Here is an 18,618-nt window from a genome sequence, read left to right on the forward strand (position 1 = left end):
ATCCCTGATTTTTTAGAGTCAGTCATGACTAGCGAAAGAAATAAGCTACACTCATGTTAGGGGCGAACTAATGCCAGTTCGTCACAAGACTTCTTGGAAGATATCCCTATCGCAGGAAGTGGGTTGAAGCCCACTTTTTTTATTGAATTTTCCCATGACTCATCCTTTAATACCACAAATTATTGATTTGGCGACACCAGTAGCAGCAGAACTGGGATTGGAAGTTGTTGGTATAGTTTTTCATACGAACCAACGTCCGCCAATCTTGCGGGTAGATATCTGTAATCCTCTACAGGACATTGGCCTGGATGATTGTGAAAGGATGAGCCGTGCCTTAGAAGCCTCATTAGATGCGGCAGAGATCATTCCAGATGCTTATGTATTGGAAGTTTCTAGTCCTGGTATTTCCCGGCAACTGGTAACAGACAGGGAATTTATTTCCTTCAAAGGATTTCCTGTAGTTATTTCTACTTCCCCACCCTACGAACAACAACAAGAGTGGATAGGTCTATTGATTCGCCGGGACCAGACTACCGTTTACCTTAATCAAAAAGGTCGTGTAGTCACCATTCCCCGTGACCTCATTACCAGGGTGCAAATGGATGAGCGTCGCTAATCAATTTTAGATTTTAGACTTTGGATTAGGGACTGGTAATTGGTAATTGGTAAGGAGTAATTGGTTATGGAACAACAATTACCTATTACCCATTATCTAATTGTGCTGACTGCTTACATAAAATTTTAGGAGACTGCGTATGTCAATGGTAACTTTATCGGGATTAAAAGACCTAATCGAAAGTATTAGCCAAGAACGAAATTTACCGCGTTTAGCTGTACAAGCGGCCATTAGAGAAGCATTAATTAAGGGTTATGAACGTTATCGTCGCGCCCAGAATTTAGAACGCAAACAATTTGATGAAGAGTATTTTGATAATTTTGAAGTAGAACTGGATATAGATGGTGAAGGCTTTCGGGTTCTTTCCACAAAAACCATAGTTGAAGAAGTTAGTAATAACGATCATCAAATTTCCTTAGATGAAGTACAACAAGTAGCTCCAGAAGCCCAATTAGGAGATTCTGTAGTTTTAGATGTCACCCCAGATCAAGGAGAATTTGGGCGCATGGCTGCCATGCAAACTAAACAAGTATTGGCGCAAAAATTGCGAGATCAACAGCGCCAAATGGTGCAAGAAGAATTTCAAGATTTAGAAGGAACGGTTTTACAAGCTAGAGTCTTACGATTTGAACGCCAATCTGTAATTTTGGCAGTTAGTAGCGGGTTTGGACAATCAGAAGTTGAAGCAGAATTACCAAAGCGAGAACAACTACCCAACGATAACTATCGGGCTAATGCGACTTTTAAGGTATATCTGAAAAAAGTTTCCCAAGGACAACAACGGGGTCCACAACTGATGGTATCCCGTGCTGATGCAGGTTTAGTTGTCTATCTCTTTGCGAATGAAGTTCCGGAAATTGAAGATGAAGTAGTAAGAATTGTGGCTGTAGCCAGAGAAGCTAATCCACCTTCTCGTTATGTTGGACCCCGGACAAAAATTGCCGTTGATACCTTAGATCGGGATGTAGACCCCGTTGGTGCTTGTATTGGTGCGAGAGGATCACGAATCCAAGTCGTAGTTAATGAATTACGTGGTGAAAAAATAGATGTGATTCGCTGGTCTCCAGATCCAGCTACTTATATTGCTAATGCTTTGAGTCCAGCGCGAGTAGATGAAGTGAAACTCATGGACCCCGAAAGTCGCCAAACTCACGTTTTAGTAGCTGAAGATCAACTGAGTTTAGCGATTGGGAAAGAAGGGCAAAATGTCCGGTTAGCAGCCCGACTCATTGGTTGGAAAATTGATATTAAAGATCAGGCTAAATATGATCATGTAGCTGAGGATACTAAATTTGCAGCCGTGAGGGCCCAGTACCGACCGGATAATGATGAAGAGGACATGGAGGAACTAGAAGATGAAATCCAAGAAGAATTAGAATTAGAAGAAGATAGTTATGACACCAACGAGTAATTAATTTCTCTTCCCTGTTCCTGATCAAAACCGCTGTTTTAAAGGAGAAAAAGCCAGAAAATTCTTCTTTCTCAATCCTCGCACTTCCAGAGCGAGGTAATTGTCAATTGTCAATTGTCAATTGTCAATTGTGGAAGTTAATCACTTATGATATAGCTGGGCTGGCTGCTAATTAATTTTTCCTAATTACCAATTACCAGCCCAGAAAGATATGATAGGTCTTTAACAAGACACTATATCAATATCGGCATTGAAAATTTTGACGATATCTGAATTAATCTGGCAAAAGACTGATGAAACCGAATTATCGGCGTTGTATTAGTTGTCGCCAAGTCAACTTGAAACAAGAGTTTTGGCGGATTGTCCGCGTCTTTCCATCTGGAAAGGTACAATTGGATCAGGGCATGGGGCGTTCTGCCTACATTTGTCCTCAAGCAAGTTGCCTCCAAGCGGCTCAGAAAAAAAATAGACTAGGGCGATCGCTGCATGGGACAGTTCCAGAAACACTGTATCAAACATTGTGGCAACGTCTCAATCACAGCAATCCCCAAGATCGCATTCAATCGTAACAGCCAAAATTGCGATAATCTCTAAAGAGATTATGACAAAAGTCGAATTATTCGTACTCTGATCATAACCTTTAGTATCGCTCAAGTTAGTGCCAAAATAGTAAATGGGTGTAAACAGCTTTTTCAATTTCCCTTTTCTGGGAAAACACAAAGTATTACTCCCCACAAGTTTTTCTTGATCGTGTTGTGGAAAACTCACCAATCAGCAAAACAAAAAAAATCAAGAATGGCAACCTGGTAGCGCCAAGGCGCAGTTAGGCATCAACCATCATTTCTGGTGGAGATGCCAGCATTAACCCGAAACATCTCTCTTTCCTAACTGGAGGCACCGGCGATATCACCAAGGGCAACCGAAAAAACAGTGATCAAAGGGTGGAGATGTCACAAACCAGGCAACCATCCGCTAAAACTGTAAATTAAAGGGGAAAGAGTGGATGAACAACGGCAAAGTTAGAATCTATGACTTATCAAAGGAATTGAATTTGGATAACAAAGAGCTACTAGCAATTTGCGACCAGCTCGATATTGCGGTCAAAAGCCATAGCAGTACGATCTCTGAATCTGAAGCTGAACAAATTCGTACCGCAGCCGAAAAAGTTGCGGCCACGAAAAAGCAACAAGGTACAAACGGCCATAAACCAAATTCATCTCACAGCGGCTCTCAAGATATTAAACTAGCTGCAAATCACAAACAGCAAATTCTGGAAATTCGTAAACCCAAAATATTGAGAAACACTACTACTAACACCCCAGATGCTTTAGTTACTACTGAAGCTAATAATCCTGCACCTCCACGGCCTTTCGCTACACCTGTCTCACCCATGAAGCCGACGGCACCAACTCGACCAGTACCCCGGAATCAATCTGAAAGTCCGCAAAAACCTAATGTTACTCAACCGGAACAGATATCTAATTCTCAACCGGTAGTAGAAAAAGTAGCAGCGGAAAAATCAGAAAAATCAGCAAATCCCAGACCAAGACCAGAGAAGCCACAAAAACCACAATTAGCTTCTCCACCTCCTAGACCGGATGGGACAAAACCGACCGAACCTGAACAGGTAGGATCATTAGAAAAACCAGTCCTGAAACGCGATCGCCCACAGCGTGTAGAGGAAGACCGTCAACCAGTCCGAGGTAAAATTAATAAACCCTCAACTGACCAAGGTTCACCATCTGCACCATCAAAACCGAGTCGCGCCCCATCCCCAGCTAAACCAGAACAGCGGGGTGGTAGACCATCTCCTGGTGGTTCAGACATCCAACGCCCCAGACCATCACGTGCCGGTGAAGCAGTGGCAGCTATGCCAATTGCTACTCCACCCAGACCTATGTCGGCAGGAGCGAAAAAGGAAGCATTAGACAATACACCAGTCGCTCCCGATCTCCTGGATTTAAAACGCCCCACACCCCCACGTCTCAATAAAGGTGGGAAAAAATGGCAAGAAGAAGAAATCATTGACGAAATCAAAGAAAAGGCGAAGATTGGACCCAAAGGCAAACGGGTCAAACCAATCCTAGACGATGATTTAGATGAAGATGATTTACTAGATGAAGACGGTCTAGAAATTTCCACAGCCGTTCAAGTTAGTCTTTCCATTGCCCGTCCTCCTAAACCAAAAGGGACTCGCTCCAGTGTTGCACCAGTGGCTGTTGTCGCTGCTCCCACCAGAGGCAAAAAATCTAGTTCTTCCCGCGAACAAAATCGTCGTCAAGAAGTAGACCAAAAACCTGATCGTCCATCACAAATAGTCATCACTGGTCCATTAACAGTCCAAGAATTGGCTGATGTCTTAGTAATTGCCGATACAGAGATTGTCAAAATCCTGTTTATGAAAGGCATGGCCGTCAGTATTACCCAAAATCTGGATATTCCGACCATTACCCTAGTTGCCAAAGAATTAGAAGTAGAAGTCGAAATTGCCGAACGTGAGGCTGAAGCGCGGAAAGTTACGGAAATGATTGACGTGGCCGACTTAGACCACCTCATTCGCCGTCCCCCAGTTGTCACCATCATGGGTCACGTAGACCACGGTAAAACAACTCTTCTCGACTCGATTCGGAAAACAAAAGTCGCGGCTGGTGAAGCTGGCGGTATTACCCAACATATCGGCGCATATCATGTTGATATCGTACATGAAGGTAAACCACAGCAGATTGTTTTCCTAGATACTCCCGGTCACGAAGCCTTTACAGCTATGCGTGCCAGAGGAGCTAGGGTGACAGATATTGCTGTTTTAGTTGTCGCTGCTGATGACGGTGTTCGTCCCCAAACTATCGAAGCTATTAGCCACGCTAAAGCCGCAGATGTTCCCATTGTTGTCGCCATCAACAAAATTGATAAAGAAGGCGCACAACCAGAACGGGTGAAACAAGAACTCACCAATTACGGTCTTACAGCCGAAGATTGGGGTGGTGAAACCATCATGGTTCCCGTCAGCGCCATTAAAGGCGAAAACCTCGACACCCTGCTAGAAATGATTATGTTGGTGTCGGAAGTTGCCGAACTATCCGCTAACCCCAATCGGGTTGCTAAAGGAACAGTCATTGAGGCGCATTTGGATAAAGCTAAGGGTGCAGTTGCTACCTTGCTGATTCAAAACGGTACTCTCCACGTTGGAGATATGCTTGTTGCTGGTTCAGCCTTCGGTAAAGTCCGAGCCATGGTGAACGATCGCGGTAAGCGAGTAGATATTGCCAGTCCATCCTTTGCTGTAGAAGTATTGGGTTTAAGTGATGTCCCCGCCGCCGGTGATGACTTCGAGGTTTATGAAAACGAAAAAGAAGCTCGTTCCATAGCCAGCGATCGCGCCGACAAACAACGTCAATCTCGCCTGTTACAAGGTCGTGTTACCTTGACAACCCTCTCAGCACAAGCACAAGAAGGCGAGTTGAAAGAACTCAACTTAATCCTCAAAGGCGACGTGCAAGGTTCTGTGGAAGCTATTATCGGCTCTCTCCGCCAAATTCCTCAAAACGAAGTCCAAATTCGGATGCTCCTGGCTACCGCTGGAGAAATCACCGAAACAGACATAGACTTGGCAGCAGCTAGTAACGCTGTCATCATTGGATTCAATACCACCTATGCCAGTGGCGCTAGACAAGCCGCTGATGAAGCAGGTGTAGATGTCCGGGAATACAACATCATCTATAAACTTTTGGAAGATATCCAAGGCGCTTTAGAAGGTCTCCTAGAGCCAGAGTTAGTAGAAGAATCCTTAGGACAAACAGAAGTCCGTGCTGTCTTCCCCGTCGGACGTGGCGCAGTTGCCGGTTGTTATGTACAATCTGGTAAACTTGTACGTAACTGTAAAGTACGCGTGCGCCGTGGTAACAAGGTTGTGTTTGAAGGCGTTCTCGATTCCCTAAAACGGATGAAAGAAGATGCCCGTGAAGTCAATGCAGGTTATGAATGTGGAATCAACATTGATAAGTTCCATGACTGGGTTGAACATGACATTATCGAAGCCTACCAAATGGTAACTAAGCGTCGTACCCTGACTATGACGAAATAGTGCTGTGCAGCCAGCGTTGAGTGCTGAGTTGATGAGTGTTGAATTGAGACTATCGAGGATTCAACACTCAAAAAAGTAAACTCAGCACTCCGTAAAAAGGACTGACATAGCAAATGACAGAGTTGAACGTTTGTTTGGATCTCAGCTTGATCATCCATTGATATCTCACCACCCCAGCAAGTTCCATAACTTTTAAAAAAATTTCCTGTTTAATTAAGAACAAGTTGTTTTTATAAATTTGCCGCCACAAATTCGGCTTTTAGTAATTAATGAGACAGAATTGCCGGGTATAAAACCATTATCCTCAAAAGGATTAAGCAAGATTTAACAATTTTAGGTTTAGGTGACGAGATTTACGTCTTGAGTATGAAATAAATTATCAATTTGAAATCTAAAATCCCCAAACCCAACAAATTGTCCAACTCTGGAAGTAAAAAATCAGGAATGAGGAATTATGGCTCAATTTCCAACTTCTAGCAATTATGCACATAGCACCAATCTCAAAAGCGATGCCAGCAATGAGCGTAGCTATCGGCAATTTCCTAGTGATACTCCAATTTGGCACAACCTGAAACACGCAATTTCCGCTAGTTCCGGTTTTCAGAGATGGCAACTAGAATGCAATGCCCAATTACAAAGTTTACGCCTCGATCAGCAAGTACAAATGTATTTACGAGAGACCTTAGAAACTTTAGCTTATTAACCATTTGGCAAATATTGATAACTTGCTTTCAGCAGGGGGATTGAGGATAAGAAATCTTATCCTCAATTTTTATGTATAGCAAATCACAAAGAATGGAAAAGCAGGATAAAAACTAAAAACTTCAAAAACTAAAAATTTTGCCTTTTTTGGCTTTATAACTACTTACAGCCTCAAAAATGGGACTCAAAGATACTGAATTGTGAAATTATTTTATTTTTTTAATAGGAATTTTATCTGAAAAAGTGCTAATCATCCGGTATAGTTTCTCATGGGTTTTACATATAAACATCTGTTACCTTAGACTTTTGTGAAAGTACCATCATTAAGCACATAATTTGGTAATAAAATGAAACATCAGGGTTTTCACATTTCTAATTTATCTTTGCCTACCAGCCTAGCAGCTTTGTTATTAATTACTGGTAGTTCTACTCTCATACCTAGTCAAGTTAAGGCTGATACTACCCCCAACTTAATAGCCCAAGTTCCTAGCAATACCTCTGTAATTTACGTTAACTCAGCTACCGGACAAGATACTTCCGGTGCTGGAACTACAGAAGCACCTTATAAAACGATTTCCTTTGCTCTTTCCCAAGCTCAACCAGGAACAGTAATTCAAGTTGCCCCTGGTAGTTATACTAAAGATAGCGGTGAAACATTCCCCCTCGTCCTTAACTCAGGAATCACACTTCAAGGGGACGAATCTAACAAAGGTACAGGAACTTTAATCATCGGTGGCGGTTATTATACCAGTCCCACTTTTGCTAGGCAAGATATTACACTACTAGCAAACAATAACACTACCATTACAGGTCTAACTTTGACTAACCCTAATTCACGGGGAACTGCTGTATGGGTAGAATCTAGTAACCCTGTCATCAAAAATAGTACATTTAGCAACAGTCTCAGAGAAGGAGTTTTTGTTACAGGTACAGGAAATCCCCAAATTGAAAATAATGTCTTTTTGCAAAATAAGGGCAATGGAATTTCCGTTACTAAATCTTCCCAAGGCGTGATTCGTAGCAACTTATTTCAGGATACTGGTTTTGGTTTAGCAATTGGTGGTAGTTCTACACCTTTAATAGAGGGCAACAACATCACCCAAAACACAGATGGCCTGTTTATCTCGGAAACTGCAAGACCTATACTCCGTAAAAATGCCATTCGCAGTAATAAACGGGATGGTGTAGTTGTGACGATTAATGCTCTCCCTGACCTGGGGACTAATGAAAGTCCTGGTGGCAACCTTATCCGTGATAATGTTCGTTATGACTTGAACAATGCTACTAGAACTAATAGGATTGTAGCCATTGGTAACGATATTAATCAGAAGCTTATTTTCGGGGCTGTAGATTTTGTAGCTGCTACAGTTACTACGCCTAACGATGGTAATACTGCTTTTAAAGATGTGCAGACAGGCTACTGGGCAAAAGCTTACATTGAAGCTTTAGCTGCTCAAAATATCATTGCTGGTTTTCCAGATGGTACTTTTAAACCCAATGAACCTGTAACTCGCGCTCAATTTGCTGCCATTATCAACAAAGCTTTCACTCCATCAGCAACACGGTCAGCTATTGTCTTTAAAGATGTAAAAAGCAATTATTGGGCTTATAGTGCCATTCGAGTTGCTTCTAGTAGTCCATTCCTATCTGGCTATCCTGACTTAACCTTTAAACCAGAACAACAAATTCCTAGAGTGCAAGCTTTAGTTGCTTTAGCGAATGGTTTGGGTTTAACGGCAAATACTCAAAATGTGATCAACTTCTATAATGATGCTAGTCAGATTCCTGATTATGCACTGAGTCCAGTCGCAGCCGCAACTTCTCGGCAATTAGTAATTAACTATCCTACTGTTAAACAACTCGCGCCTACTCGTCAAGCAACTAGAGCGGAAATTGCCGCATTTGTATATCAAGCACTGGTTAATGCTGGACGCGCTCAACCAATTGCTTCTCCATATCTTGTTACTGCTCAATAAAAGATGAGTAGAGGGACAGGGGGAGATATATTATCTTGCTTTTGTCTGTCACTTATTCTTTCTGTTTTCCCATTTCCAGAGCAATATCATCATACCAATTACTCCTAGTTGGATTGCGAAATTAGGCAAAGCTTGTTCAATATCGCGTCTAGCTAGGAGTTGAAAAAAGAAGACGAATGCACCGATAAATCCAGAAGCACCAACACCGATATAGATAAATTGCCTTAACCCACGATAGGGTGCGGCTGCTTCTGCTTTTAAACGGGCATATTGTTGAGGTTTAAGATTATTTGGAGATTTTGGTTTTATCATCAATAATTATGTTATAATTTTTGACTGTGTACGCCGATGTGGCTCAGGGGTAGAGCAACTGATTCGTAATCAGTAGGTCGTGAGTTCAAATCTCATCATCGGCTTTAAGTAATATAACAACCGTTGACGGCTAGATTCACTGGCTACTAAGCTACAGTCAATAGTAGTTTGGATTATACGTTACTTAGTATAATTTGATAGGGTAAGAACGATTCCTACGGAGTTTCGCGATCGCATCCCTTGATGAAGGTAAAGCTGTGATTCCTGTATGGTTAGATGTTATTTATCATCGTCTGGAATCTCAGTTATGAACTAAGGTATAGTTACTAATGCTCAGGTTCATGAGGTGTTAGATAAACTGAAAAACAACCAATCTAAAGTAGCTCCTTTTCGTTTCTGGCAAGCGTATACCTACCTTTATGATTTTAAGTATAAAGCGTTGCATAACGATACAATTTTAATATTTTCGCTTATTCGCCGTGTTTGTAAAAATAAGGCATTATCCGCATAGTATGGCTCTTTCACTTAAACCAATAGAAATAGTTGAGAAAAATGAGTACCAGTTATTAGCAAAAGCTCCTCATTGGGAGAGAGTAATTTTGAAGTATGTGGCTGAAGTTCACAATGGTTTCGCATTTAAATCTAATTTTTTCACTAAAGACAAAGGAATTCCACTCATCAGAATTCGAGATATATCTAATGAGTATACAGAGAATTACTATGATGGAGAGTATGAAGAAGAATACTTAGTTAATAGAGGCGACATTCTCATTGGAATGGATGGCGATTTTAATGCTGCCTTTTGGCAAGGAAAACAAGGGCTATTGAATCAACGAGTTTGTAGAATTAAGCCTTGTTCAAAGCTATATTACGAAAAGTTTTTATTTTTGTGCTTGCAGCCTTATCTAAATGCAATAAACGCTGAAACCTCTTCTGTCACTGTCAAGCATTTATCTTCACAAACTGTTGAAGATATACCATTACCTCTTCCTCCTCTCAAGGAACAACATCGTATTGTTATCAAAATTGAAGAACTTTTTTCTGAATTAGATCAGGGTATCAAAAATCTAAGAATTGCTTATGGCCAACTGAAGATTTATCAACAGGCAGTTATAAAACAAGCTTTTGAAGGTAAACTCACAGAACAATGGCGTAAAACAAATGCTGATCAATTAGAAACTTCTGATAGACTAAGAGTAAGTATTGAAAAAAAACGAGAACAGCGATATCAGCAGCAAATTAATGAATGGAAACAAGCTTTCAACGCTTGGGAAGCTACTGATAAAAAAGATACCAAGCCAAGAAAACCACAAAAACCGAAAATTTTATCTCATCTAACAAAAAAGGAATTACAAGAATTACCTTTGTTACCAGATGAATGGTGTTGGGTTAAGTTATCTTTTTTAGCTGAAAATATACAAATTGGACCATTTGGTTCACTATTACATAAATCTGATTACATCACCAATGGTACACCAATCATTAATCCCAGTCATATTAATATTCAAGGTATTGAGCCTGATTGGAACTTATCTGTTAGTCCAGAAAAATTGTCTCAGTTGTCCAGTTTTATTATGCGTAATGGTGACATAGTAATAGGGCGAAGAGGTGAAATGGGAAGATGTGCGGTTGTAACTCAAAAAGAAGACGGTTTTTTATGTGGTACAGGGAGCTTATTTATAAGATTGGTGTCTGAAAATAACTCAGATTTTTATTTTTATGTACTAAGTTCCCAACGCGTGAAAGATTTCCTTTCTGATCAAAGTATTGGTACTACAATGCAGAATCTCAATCAAGAAATTCTACATAATGTACCTGTTCCATTATGCACTTTTTCTGAACAGCAAAAGATTGTAGAAGAAATTGAAAGTAAGATGACTGTTATCTCTGAATTGGAGAATATTATTGAAGAAAATTTGCAAAAAGCTGAAGTTTTACGTCAAACTATTTTAAAAAAAGCTTTTTCTGGTCATCTTGTTGCACCAGATCCTAATGATGAACCAGCAAGCATCTTGTTAGAACGTATTCGTACAGAACGTGAAACAACACCAAAGCCAATTCGTAAAACATTAAAAAACAAGAACAAGAAGGATATAGTTACAATGCCAAACTTGATGAGTGTACTTGAATCAGCAGAGAATTGGTTAAGTGCTAAAGATGTTTTTCGCAAATGTGGTATTAGTGATGGAGCAGAAACAGAAGATATCGAAAAGCTATATTTTGAGCTTCGTGATTTAATAAAAGAAGACAGTATTAAAATAGAACGGCGAGGAGATGAAGACTGGCTTTGTATTTGTTCAATAAAGGAGGATTAACTTTGCGTCTAGATCAGTTATGGATTGGTGAATTTAAAAACCTGAGAAATGTCTTAATTAATTTTGACGAAGGGCATTGGGTAACTGTAGTTATTGGTTGGAATGGCACTGGCAAATCCAATGTACTAGAAGCCATAGCTACTCTTTTTCGTGACTTAATCACAGGTGAGAATGAGAAGAAAGAAAAAAATAAACCTTCTTTTTCATACCGTATTACTTACCGTTGCCGACAAAATAGCATTTACATAGATGCAGATCCAAAAAGAGCTAAAGATGCTTATCAAATTTCTGTAAAGCCTATTAATGATAACGAAGCATCTATAAATCCTGTCCAAACATCACTTCTAGAAAATGAACTTGAGAATACAACAGTTGACACAGGTAAGCGCATTTCAGTTAACAGTTTTCTAAAAGAGCAAGATCAATATTTACCTAAATATATTTTTGGCTATTATTCAGGTCATAGTTCACGTATGGAAGAAATTTTTCGAGAATATTTAGGAAAATATGATAAAAAGCTACGTAGTGGTCAAGATCCTGGACTAAGGCGATTATTTTATGCACTACCCATACACAGTCAATTTGTATTATTAGCTTTTATTATTCAGCAAGATGATATAGTTAATAACTTTCTGGATGAGCAATTGGGTTTAGATCCAGAAAGTGGAATTGATTCAGTTTTATTTGTATTACGTCAACCTCCGTGGAAATCTCCAGTGGGAGATCACCGTTTTTGGAATGCACGTGGTATAGTTAGCAATTTTTTAGCTCGACTTTATGATGTTTCATTAGCACCTATTCGGATTAAGCGCCGTGAATCTGCCTCTTTATGGAATAAAAAAGATAGGGAATTTTTATATCTTTACATCAAGGATCTAGCAACATTACGAGAACTTGTAGGACAAAAACCTCCCAGAAAATTCTTTCGTGATTTAGAAAGCACTTATGTTTCAGAATTAATTGAAGAGGTGAGAATTCGAGTTAAGTTACGTAAAAATGATGGTTCAGTTACATTTCGTGAGCTAAGTGAAGGTGAACAGCAGCTTTTAACAGTTTTAGGTTTGCTCCGTTTTACGGCTGAAGAAGAAAGTCTATTTTTACTAGATGAACCAGATACCCATCTCAACCCAAATTGGAGTGTGAAATATCTCGACTATTTACAAGAATTTGTAGGTATTGACATTGACCAGAAATCAACTCATGTATTATTAACTACTCATAACCCATTAGCAATTGCTGAATTGGTGAAGGAGCAGGTGCAGATTCTAAAACGAGATATGGATGATTTATCAATTAGTGTGACACCTCCAGAAGAAGATCCTCGTGGTATGGGGTATGCAGGTATTTTGACTAGTGATATGTTTGATATACGAGCAGCACTTGATAATTATACATTAGGACTACTAGCACGTAAGAGAGAGTTAGCACTTTCACAAGAGCCATTAAATGATACTCAAAAGAAAGAGCTAGAAAACCTGAATAACGAGTTAGAAAACTATGGTTTCCGAGATGAAGCACGTGATCCTTTATTTAAAGAGTATCTTCGCGCTCGTCATGATTATCAGAAAGCTTTACAAGAAGAAAGAGCAACAGAAATTCCGCCTACTGAGGATGAGCGTCAGGCTGCGCTCGAACTGATGAGGCAGATTATGTCAAGCAGAGAGGATTCATAAAAATTACTATGCGCTATATAGATTTAACTCTAATTACAATTCCTGATGGGTGGGTAGATGAAGCCGATATGGCCGCGAAAGAAGTTCTTCAAGGAGATGCAGAAATAGATGATTTTTCTTACGTTTGGCAGAAGTTAAAACCAGCATTAGAAATGCTTGTAGGAAAAAAATGCTGGTATTGCGAGGAAATACAATCAAGGTCTGATAAAGAGGTTGAGCATTTCCGACCCAAAAAGCGAGTAACTGGCGCAAGAACTAAACATTCTGGATATACATGGCTTGCTTTTAATTACACAAACTATAGATATTCATGTGGTTATTGTAATAAACGGCGTAAAGATTCAGGAAATAATAATAAACTAGGTGGTAAAGGTAATTACTTTCCATTACTAGACGAAAATAAAAGAGCATATAAACTTGGTGATGAAGCTTACGAAATACCTAAATTGCTTGACCCTTGTGTCGAAGCTGATGTTAAATTATTAGATTTTAATGAGGATGGAACTCCATCCCCAATACCATCAGCAAACGACATTGAACAAGATAGGGTAAAAGTGTCTATCGAACTCTATCATTTAAAGCATAGTGAAATAGTTGAAGAAAGAAAAGCATTAGCAAGATATTTAGAAGATTTAATTTCCGATGCTGACTACTTTTTCAATAGAATTGCTAAGGGAGATAATACAGCCATCAAAAAATTTGAACAAAAACTTAATACACTCAAAACAGCTATAAATATAATGTCGAGATTTTCCTTGTTTTCTGAGCGTTATATCATAGGAAAACGCCACTTAATATGGATTGAATTTGTTTTCAAATAAAAAATAATGCTAATGACACCATCACAAATTGTTACCAAGATTTGGAATTTCTGCAATATTTTAAGAGATGCAGGGGTGAGTTACGGCGACTACCTTGAACAGTTAACATATCTGATTTTTTTAAAAATGGCGTATGAGTATGCTAATCCACCTTATAATCATGATTTGGGTATTCCTGCTAAATATAATTGGCAAAGTTTGAAAACTAAACGTAGTGTAGAACTGGAAAGTCATTATATAGAACTTTTGCGTGAATTAGGAAATAAAAAAGGAATTTTGGGTCATATTTTTACTAAATCCCAAAATAAGATTCAAGATCCCGTAATGTTGTCTCGCGTCATTGATATGATAGACAATGAAGCTTGGGTAACAATGGGAGCAGATGTCAAAGGAGATATATATGAGGGACTTCTAGAAAAGAATGCGGAAGACACTAAATCAGGTGCAGGGCAGTATTTCACACCACGTGCGCTCATTAAAGTAATGGTTAAATGTGTGCGTCCTGAGCCTTTTAAGACTGTTGCTGATCCTGCTTGTGGCACGGGGGGTTTTTTCTTAGAAACCCACAATTTTCTGAGGGAAAACTACAATTTGAATGAGAAACAAACTCAATTTCTCAAGCATGAAACCTTTTATGGACATGAAATTGTTCCAAATACACGCCGTTTGTGTTTAATGAATATGCTTTTGCATAACATTGGTGATATTAATAGTGAACCAACTATTTCTCCTCATGATGCACTAGCTGTAGATACTAAACAACGCTTTGACTATGTTCTCGCTAATCCACCCTTTGGGAAGAAGAGTAGTATAACTGCTACTAATGGAGAAAGTGAGCAAGAAAAAAAGGATTTTACCTACAATCGACAAAATTTTTGGGCAACTACTTCAAATAAACAGCTAAATTTTGTACAGCACATATTTACAATGCTAAAAAATACTGGTAAAGCATCTGTGATAGTGCCAGATAACGTTCTATTTGAAGGTGGAGTAGGGGAAATAATTCGCCGAAATTTGTTACAAAAAACTGATTTACACACTATTCTTCGCTTACCCACAGGCATTTTTTACGCGCATGGAGTTAAAGCAAATGTTTTGTTTTTTGATAATAAACCTGCGACAAAAAAACCTTGGACGAAAGAAGTTTGGTATTATGACTATCGAACCAATATCCATAATACTCTCAAGAAAAAATCACTTCAATTTGAAGATTTAGAAAATTTTATCCAGTGCTACAATCCTGAAGATCGGAGTAAGCGCGGTGAAATTTGGCATCCAGAAACAAATACTGAAGGACGCTGGCGTAAATTCAGTTATGAAGAAATTATGACACGGGATAAAACTAGTCTTGATATCTCTTGGCTAAAAGATAAAAGTCTGTCTAGTCTGGATAACTTACCCGAACCCGACGAACTAGCAGCAGAAATTATTGAAAATCTGGAAGCAGGTTTGAACAGTTTTAAGGCTATTTTGAATGCGCTTGAAAATGATACCTAACTGAAATACTAAAAATACACCTGAAACTCAGATTTAATAAATTCTTCTATGACGAAGATCGCACAGAGTTCTGCCACCTCACCATCTCCCCAAACAGTGTAAAACACCGTTGACACCACCCATCAACCCACAACGCCGGAACTTTAAACCTAGCCCCACAATTAGGACACTCAGACAACAAACTTAAATTATGATGCTGACACCCCTGAGTCACCTTAAACTGCCACTCAATCCGATGACAAGGCGACACCACATAACAAGCAGCACAAAGCCGAATTGGTTCAAGATTCATTCCCACCCCAGTAGGTTGTAACATCTGCTCTAACCTATCAGCATCAACCCCCACAACCTTAGCTAAAGCCTCCAACTGTTGCCGAGACGGTGGGGGATTAAACCGAAACTTTTCCCATCTGGCGATCGCACTACAAATCAAAAATTATTTGAAAATAAAATCAATCACCAAAAAATAGCCGGTTTTAACCGACTTGAGCTTTGATACAGAGAATTTATTCTCTGGCTATTATGGCTTCTTCTGACAACACCAGTTTATTTACAAACCAGAATAAAAAATCTGTTTTCCAATTGCCTGAAATATCAAATTATTGTCTACAATTAATCTGTTTGCTATATCTGGAAATTGTTGTTGAAGATAGCCTTTCAATAAACTACTATCACCACCAGTCATGACAATCTGACTTTCAGGAAATAATTGCCACCAAGCTGTAATAAAATCCTTTATCCCACTTAATAAAGTATGAATTACTCCACTTTGAATTGCTGCTGATGTATTCATGGCAAAACGTGGTGGTAAAGATGTCATTAAACCCGTTTCTAATAATGGTAATTGTCCGGTTTTTTGTCCCAAACTGGCAAATTGTAACCCTAAACCTGGTAAAATTGCCCCACCAACTAAGGATTGATGATCGTCTGCACCTGTAAAAGTCAATGCTGTACCGGCATCAATTACCAATGTGGGAAATCCCCAAGTTATCCCTGCACCCCAGACAGCTAAAGCTCTATCAATTCCTAATGTAGGATACATTCCCTGTAATGGGACATCTTCCAAGGTAATCAGGTGCAAATGGGGGTAAATTTGCCAAAGTGCGGTTTGAGAGGGAACGACAGAAGCCAGAATCAGGGGTATAGGAGAATTAGGGGAAATAATGGGATAATTGGCAGGTAGGGAGATAGCTGTCAGCCAAGTATCTAATGTGGGATCTTGAGCTAATTGTTTGACAATAGATGCAGATAGATGGGATGTATCCCCCCTTGAATATAGGGTTTTATCTATGAAAAATGCCCAATGGAGGCGGGAATTACCGACAATTAGGGCTATATAGGAATGCTGTTCGTCTGTTGACGGAGGATGATTCTGCACAGTTTTAATTTTCTTAACTGGGTGATAGGTTTTTTAATAAAAATTAATATTCAACCCGTGCCACAATAGGGGAAAGGCATAAATACTCAATTTATTAAGGAGGGGCGTTATGGTATTGCTCACCGAGAAACTAGAAAAGCGTTTGACTATAGATACTGTAGAGATTAGTGAAGATACTACTGCAATTCGGTCTTTAGATTGGGATCGCGATCGCTTTGATATTGAATTTGGCTTACAAAATGGGACTACATATAACTCTTTTTTGATTCGTGGTGAGAAAATAGCTTTAGTTGATACTTCCCATGAAAAATTTCGTCAACTTTATTTTGATACTCTCACGGGTTTAATTAATCCCCAGGATATTGATTATTTAATTGTCAGTCACACAGAACCAGATCACAGCGGTTTAGTCAAAGACTTGCTGCAACTCGCTCCTAATATTACTGTAGTTGCGTCAAAAGTAGCAATTCAGTTTTTGGAAGATATGGTACATCAACCATTTAACCGCAAAATTGTCAAAAATGGCGATCGCCTAGATTTAGGAAATGGTCATGAATTTGAATTTGTCATTGCTCCTAATTTACACTGGCCGGATACCATTTTCAGCTTTGACCACAAAACCCAAATTCTCTACACCTGCGATGCTTTCGGCTTACATTACTGCACTGATAGCACCTTTGATGACAACTTAGCAGCTATTGAAGCTGATTTTCAATATTACTACGACTGTTTAATGGGTCCAAATGCCCGTTCTGTGCTGTCTGCACTCAAGCGAATGGGAGAATTAAAAACTATTCGCATGGTTGCGACTGGTCATGGTCCCTTATTATACCATAATGTTGAGGAATTAATTGGGAGATATCGGAATTGGAGTCAAGGACAAACCAAAGCCGAAACCCCAGTGGGTATATTTTACGTATCTGAGTATGGTTATAGCGATCGCCTTGCCCAATCTCTTGCCAATGGTATCACTAAAACCGGCGTAGCAGTAGAAATGGTGGATTTGGGTGCAAATATCGAATTACAAGAACTGCGGGAACTGGTAGGACGTTGTACCGGTTTAGTCGTAGGAATGCCCCCAGCTTCAGGTAATTCTAACATTCAAGCGGCACTCAGCACCGTTTTAGGTTCTGCCAAAGAAAAACAAGCAATTGGCATTTTTGAAACTGGTGGAGGAGACGATGAACCCACCTATCCCCTATTAAATCAATTCCGGGCTTTGGGGTTAAATGTCGCTTTCCCCGTGATTGAAATTCGGGAAACACCCACAGAAAACATCTATAAAAAATGTGAAGAAGCGGGTACAGACTTAGGACAATGGGTGACAAGAGACAAAAGCATCAAAGCTATGAAATCCCTTGCGGCCGATTTAGATAAAGCCTTGGGCAGAATTAGCGGTGGTTTATATATTATTACTGCTAAAAAAGGCGACGTATCCAGCGCCATGTTAGCCTCTTGGGTAAGTCAAGCCAGCTTTAAACCCCTGGGCTTTTCCATCGCAGTTGCCAAAGATAGAGCGATAGAATCACTCATGCAAGTAGGCGATCGCTTCGTTCTTAACGTACTTGAAGAAGGCAATTATCAACCATTAATGAAACACTTCTTAAAGAGATTTGCTCCCGGTGCAGATCGTTTTGAAGGAATCAGAACCCAACCAGCAGAAAATGGCGCACCCATCCTCACAGATGCCCTAGCTTACATAGAATGCGAAGTCGCCAGCCGCATGGATTGTGGCGATCATTGGGCAGTATACAGCACAGCCTACGCAGGTAGAGTATCCAATCCCGATGCCATGACAGCAGTACATCACCGCAAAGTTGGTAATCACTATTAAAA

General features: G+C 39.7%; 14 protein-coding genes and 1 tRNA gene. 12 read left to right on the forward strand and 3 right to left on the reverse strand.

Translation table 11 applies throughout. The features are described 5' to 3' along the window. Positions 1 to 154 precede the first annotated feature (154 nt). From rimP to FJR04_RS05155, 6 genes are all read left to right on the forward strand, one after another. Positions 155 to 616, forward strand: coding sequence for a ribosome maturation factor RimP (gene rimP, locus FJR04_RS05125; RefSeq protein WP_168492394.1), 462 nt, complete (start codon positions 155 to 157; stop codon positions 614 to 616). Between the two features lie 139 nt (positions 617 to 755). After that, complete coding sequence (nusA, locus tag FJR04_RS05130) at positions 756 to 2,027, forward strand: transcription termination factor NusA (protein WP_174763501.1); 1,272 nt, start codon at positions 756 to 758, stop codon at positions 2,025 to 2,027. Between the two features lie 293 nt (positions 2,028 to 2,320). Next, entirely contained in the window at positions 2,321 to 2,596 is a 276-nt protein-coding gene (locus FJR04_RS05135; protein ID WP_168492396.1) for a YlxR family protein, read from the forward strand. A 434-nt stretch (positions 2,597 to 3,030) separates the two neighbouring features. Continuing rightward, positions 3,031 to 6,108 carry a translation initiation factor IF-2 gene (gene infB, locus FJR04_RS05145; RefSeq protein ID WP_168492479.1) on the forward strand — a complete coding sequence of 1,026 codons (3,078 nt, stop codon included), beginning with the start codon at positions 3,031 to 3,033 and terminating at the stop codon, positions 6,106 to 6,108. 454 nt (positions 6,109 to 6,562) lie between these two features. After that, positions 6,563 to 6,811 (forward strand): hypothetical protein, encoded by a 249-nt coding sequence (locus FJR04_RS05150; protein WP_168492165.1) that lies wholly within the window; start codon positions 6,563 to 6,565, stop codon positions 6,809 to 6,811. Between the two features lie 346 nt (positions 6,812 to 7,157). Continuing rightward, positions 7,158 to 8,786: a DUF1565 domain-containing protein gene (locus tag FJR04_RS05155; RefSeq protein ID WP_168492397.1), complete on the forward strand. Its 1,629-nt coding sequence runs from the start codon at positions 7,158 to 7,160 to the stop codon at positions 8,784 to 8,786. Positions 8,787 to 8,834: 48 nt separating this feature from the next. On the opposite strand, the gene FJR04_RS05160 is transcribed toward FJR04_RS05155, so the two are convergent. Beyond that, positions 8,835 to 9,098, reverse strand: coding sequence for a DUF3493 domain-containing protein (locus FJR04_RS05160; RefSeq protein ID WP_168492399.1), 264 nt, complete (start codon positions 9,096 to 9,098; stop codon positions 8,835 to 8,837). 32 nt (positions 9,099 to 9,130) lie between these two features. Here FJR04_RS05160 and FJR04_RS05165 point away from each other — a divergent pair. From FJR04_RS05165 to FJR04_RS05185, 5 genes are all read left to right on the forward strand, one after another. Further along, positions 9,131 to 9,202, forward strand: a tRNA-Thr gene (locus FJR04_RS05165). Positions 9,203 to 9,610: 408 nt separating this feature from the next. Beyond that, positions 9,611 to 11,413 (forward strand): restriction endonuclease subunit S, encoded by a 1,803-nt coding sequence (locus FJR04_RS05170; protein ID WP_168492401.1) that lies wholly within the window; start codon positions 9,611 to 9,613, stop codon positions 11,411 to 11,413. A 2-nt stretch (positions 11,414 to 11,415) separates the two neighbouring features. Further along, positions 11,416 to 13,086, forward strand: coding sequence for an AAA family ATPase (locus FJR04_RS05175; RefSeq protein ID WP_168492402.1), 1,671 nt, complete (start codon positions 11,416 to 11,418; stop codon positions 13,084 to 13,086). Positions 13,087 to 13,094: 8 nt separating this feature from the next. Beyond that, positions 13,095 to 13,907, forward strand: coding sequence for a hypothetical protein (locus FJR04_RS05180; protein WP_168492404.1), 813 nt, complete (start codon positions 13,095 to 13,097; stop codon positions 13,905 to 13,907). Positions 13,908 to 13,919: 12 nt separating this feature from the next. Continuing rightward, positions 13,920 to 15,404, forward strand: a complete 1,485-nt coding sequence (locus FJR04_RS05185) for a class I SAM-dependent DNA methyltransferase (protein ID WP_168492406.1) — start codon at positions 13,920 to 13,922, stop codon at positions 15,402 to 15,404. Positions 15,405 to 15,450: 46 nt separating this feature from the next. Here FJR04_RS05185 and FJR04_RS05190 read toward each other — a convergent pair whose 3' ends face one another. Both FJR04_RS05190 and FJR04_RS05195 read right to left on the reverse strand, forming a co-directional pair. Beyond that, on the reverse strand, positions 15,451 to 15,837 hold the full coding sequence (locus FJR04_RS05190) for a hypothetical protein (RefSeq protein WP_254445201.1): 387 nt from the start codon (positions 15,835 to 15,837) through the stop codon (positions 15,451 to 15,453). Between the two features lie 117 nt (positions 15,838 to 15,954). Further along, positions 15,955 to 16,782, reverse strand: coding sequence for a pantothenate kinase (locus FJR04_RS05195; RefSeq protein WP_168492407.1), 828 nt, complete (start codon positions 16,780 to 16,782; stop codon positions 15,955 to 15,957). 109 nt (positions 16,783 to 16,891) lie between these two features. On the opposite strand from FJR04_RS05195, the gene FJR04_RS05200 reads away from it, so the two are divergent. Then, positions 16,892 to 18,616 (forward strand): diflavin flavoprotein, encoded by a 1,725-nt coding sequence (locus FJR04_RS05200; protein ID WP_168492409.1) that lies wholly within the window; start codon positions 16,892 to 16,894, stop codon positions 18,614 to 18,616. Positions 18,617 to 18,618 lie beyond the last annotated feature (2 nt).

Source organism: Anabaena sp. UHCC 0204, from assembly GCF_009711975.1.
In the GTDB taxonomy this organism is placed as follows: domain Bacteria; phylum Cyanobacteriota; class Cyanobacteriia; order Cyanobacteriales; family Nostocaceae; genus Dolichospermum.

Coding starts and splice junctions, on each gene's coding strand:
- rimP (WP_168492394.1), top strand. CDS start 155: ATGACTCATCCTTTAATACCACAAATTATTGATTTGGCGACACCAGTA.
- nusA (WP_174763501.1), top strand. CDS start 756: ATGTCAATGGTAACTTTATCGGGATTAAAAGACCTAATCGAAAGTATT.
- FJR04_RS05135 (WP_168492396.1), top strand. CDS start 2,321: ATGAAACCGAATTATCGGCGTTGTATTAGTTGTCGCCAAGTCAACTTG.
- infB (WP_168492479.1), top strand. CDS start 3,031: ATGAACAACGGCAAAGTTAGAATCTATGACTTATCAAAGGAATTGAAT.
- FJR04_RS05150 (WP_168492165.1), top strand. CDS start 6,563: ATGGCTCAATTTCCAACTTCTAGCAATTATGCACATAGCACCAATCTC.
- FJR04_RS05155 (WP_168492397.1), top strand. CDS start 7,158: ATGAAACATCAGGGTTTTCACATTTCTAATTTATCTTTGCCTACCAGC.
- FJR04_RS05160 (WP_168492399.1), bottom strand. CDS start 9,098: ATGATAAAACCAAAATCTCCAAATAATCTTAAACCTCAACAATATGCC.
- FJR04_RS05170 (WP_168492401.1), top strand. CDS start 9,611: ATGGCTCTTTCACTTAAACCAATAGAAATAGTTGAGAAAAATGAGTAC.
- FJR04_RS05180 (WP_168492404.1), top strand. CDS start 13,095: ATGCGCTATATAGATTTAACTCTAATTACAATTCCTGATGGGTGGGTA.
- FJR04_RS05185 (WP_168492406.1), top strand. CDS start 13,920: ATGACACCATCACAAATTGTTACCAAGATTTGGAATTTCTGCAATATT.
- FJR04_RS05200 (WP_168492409.1), top strand. CDS start 16,892: ATGGTATTGCTCACCGAGAAACTAGAAAAGCGTTTGACTATAGATACT.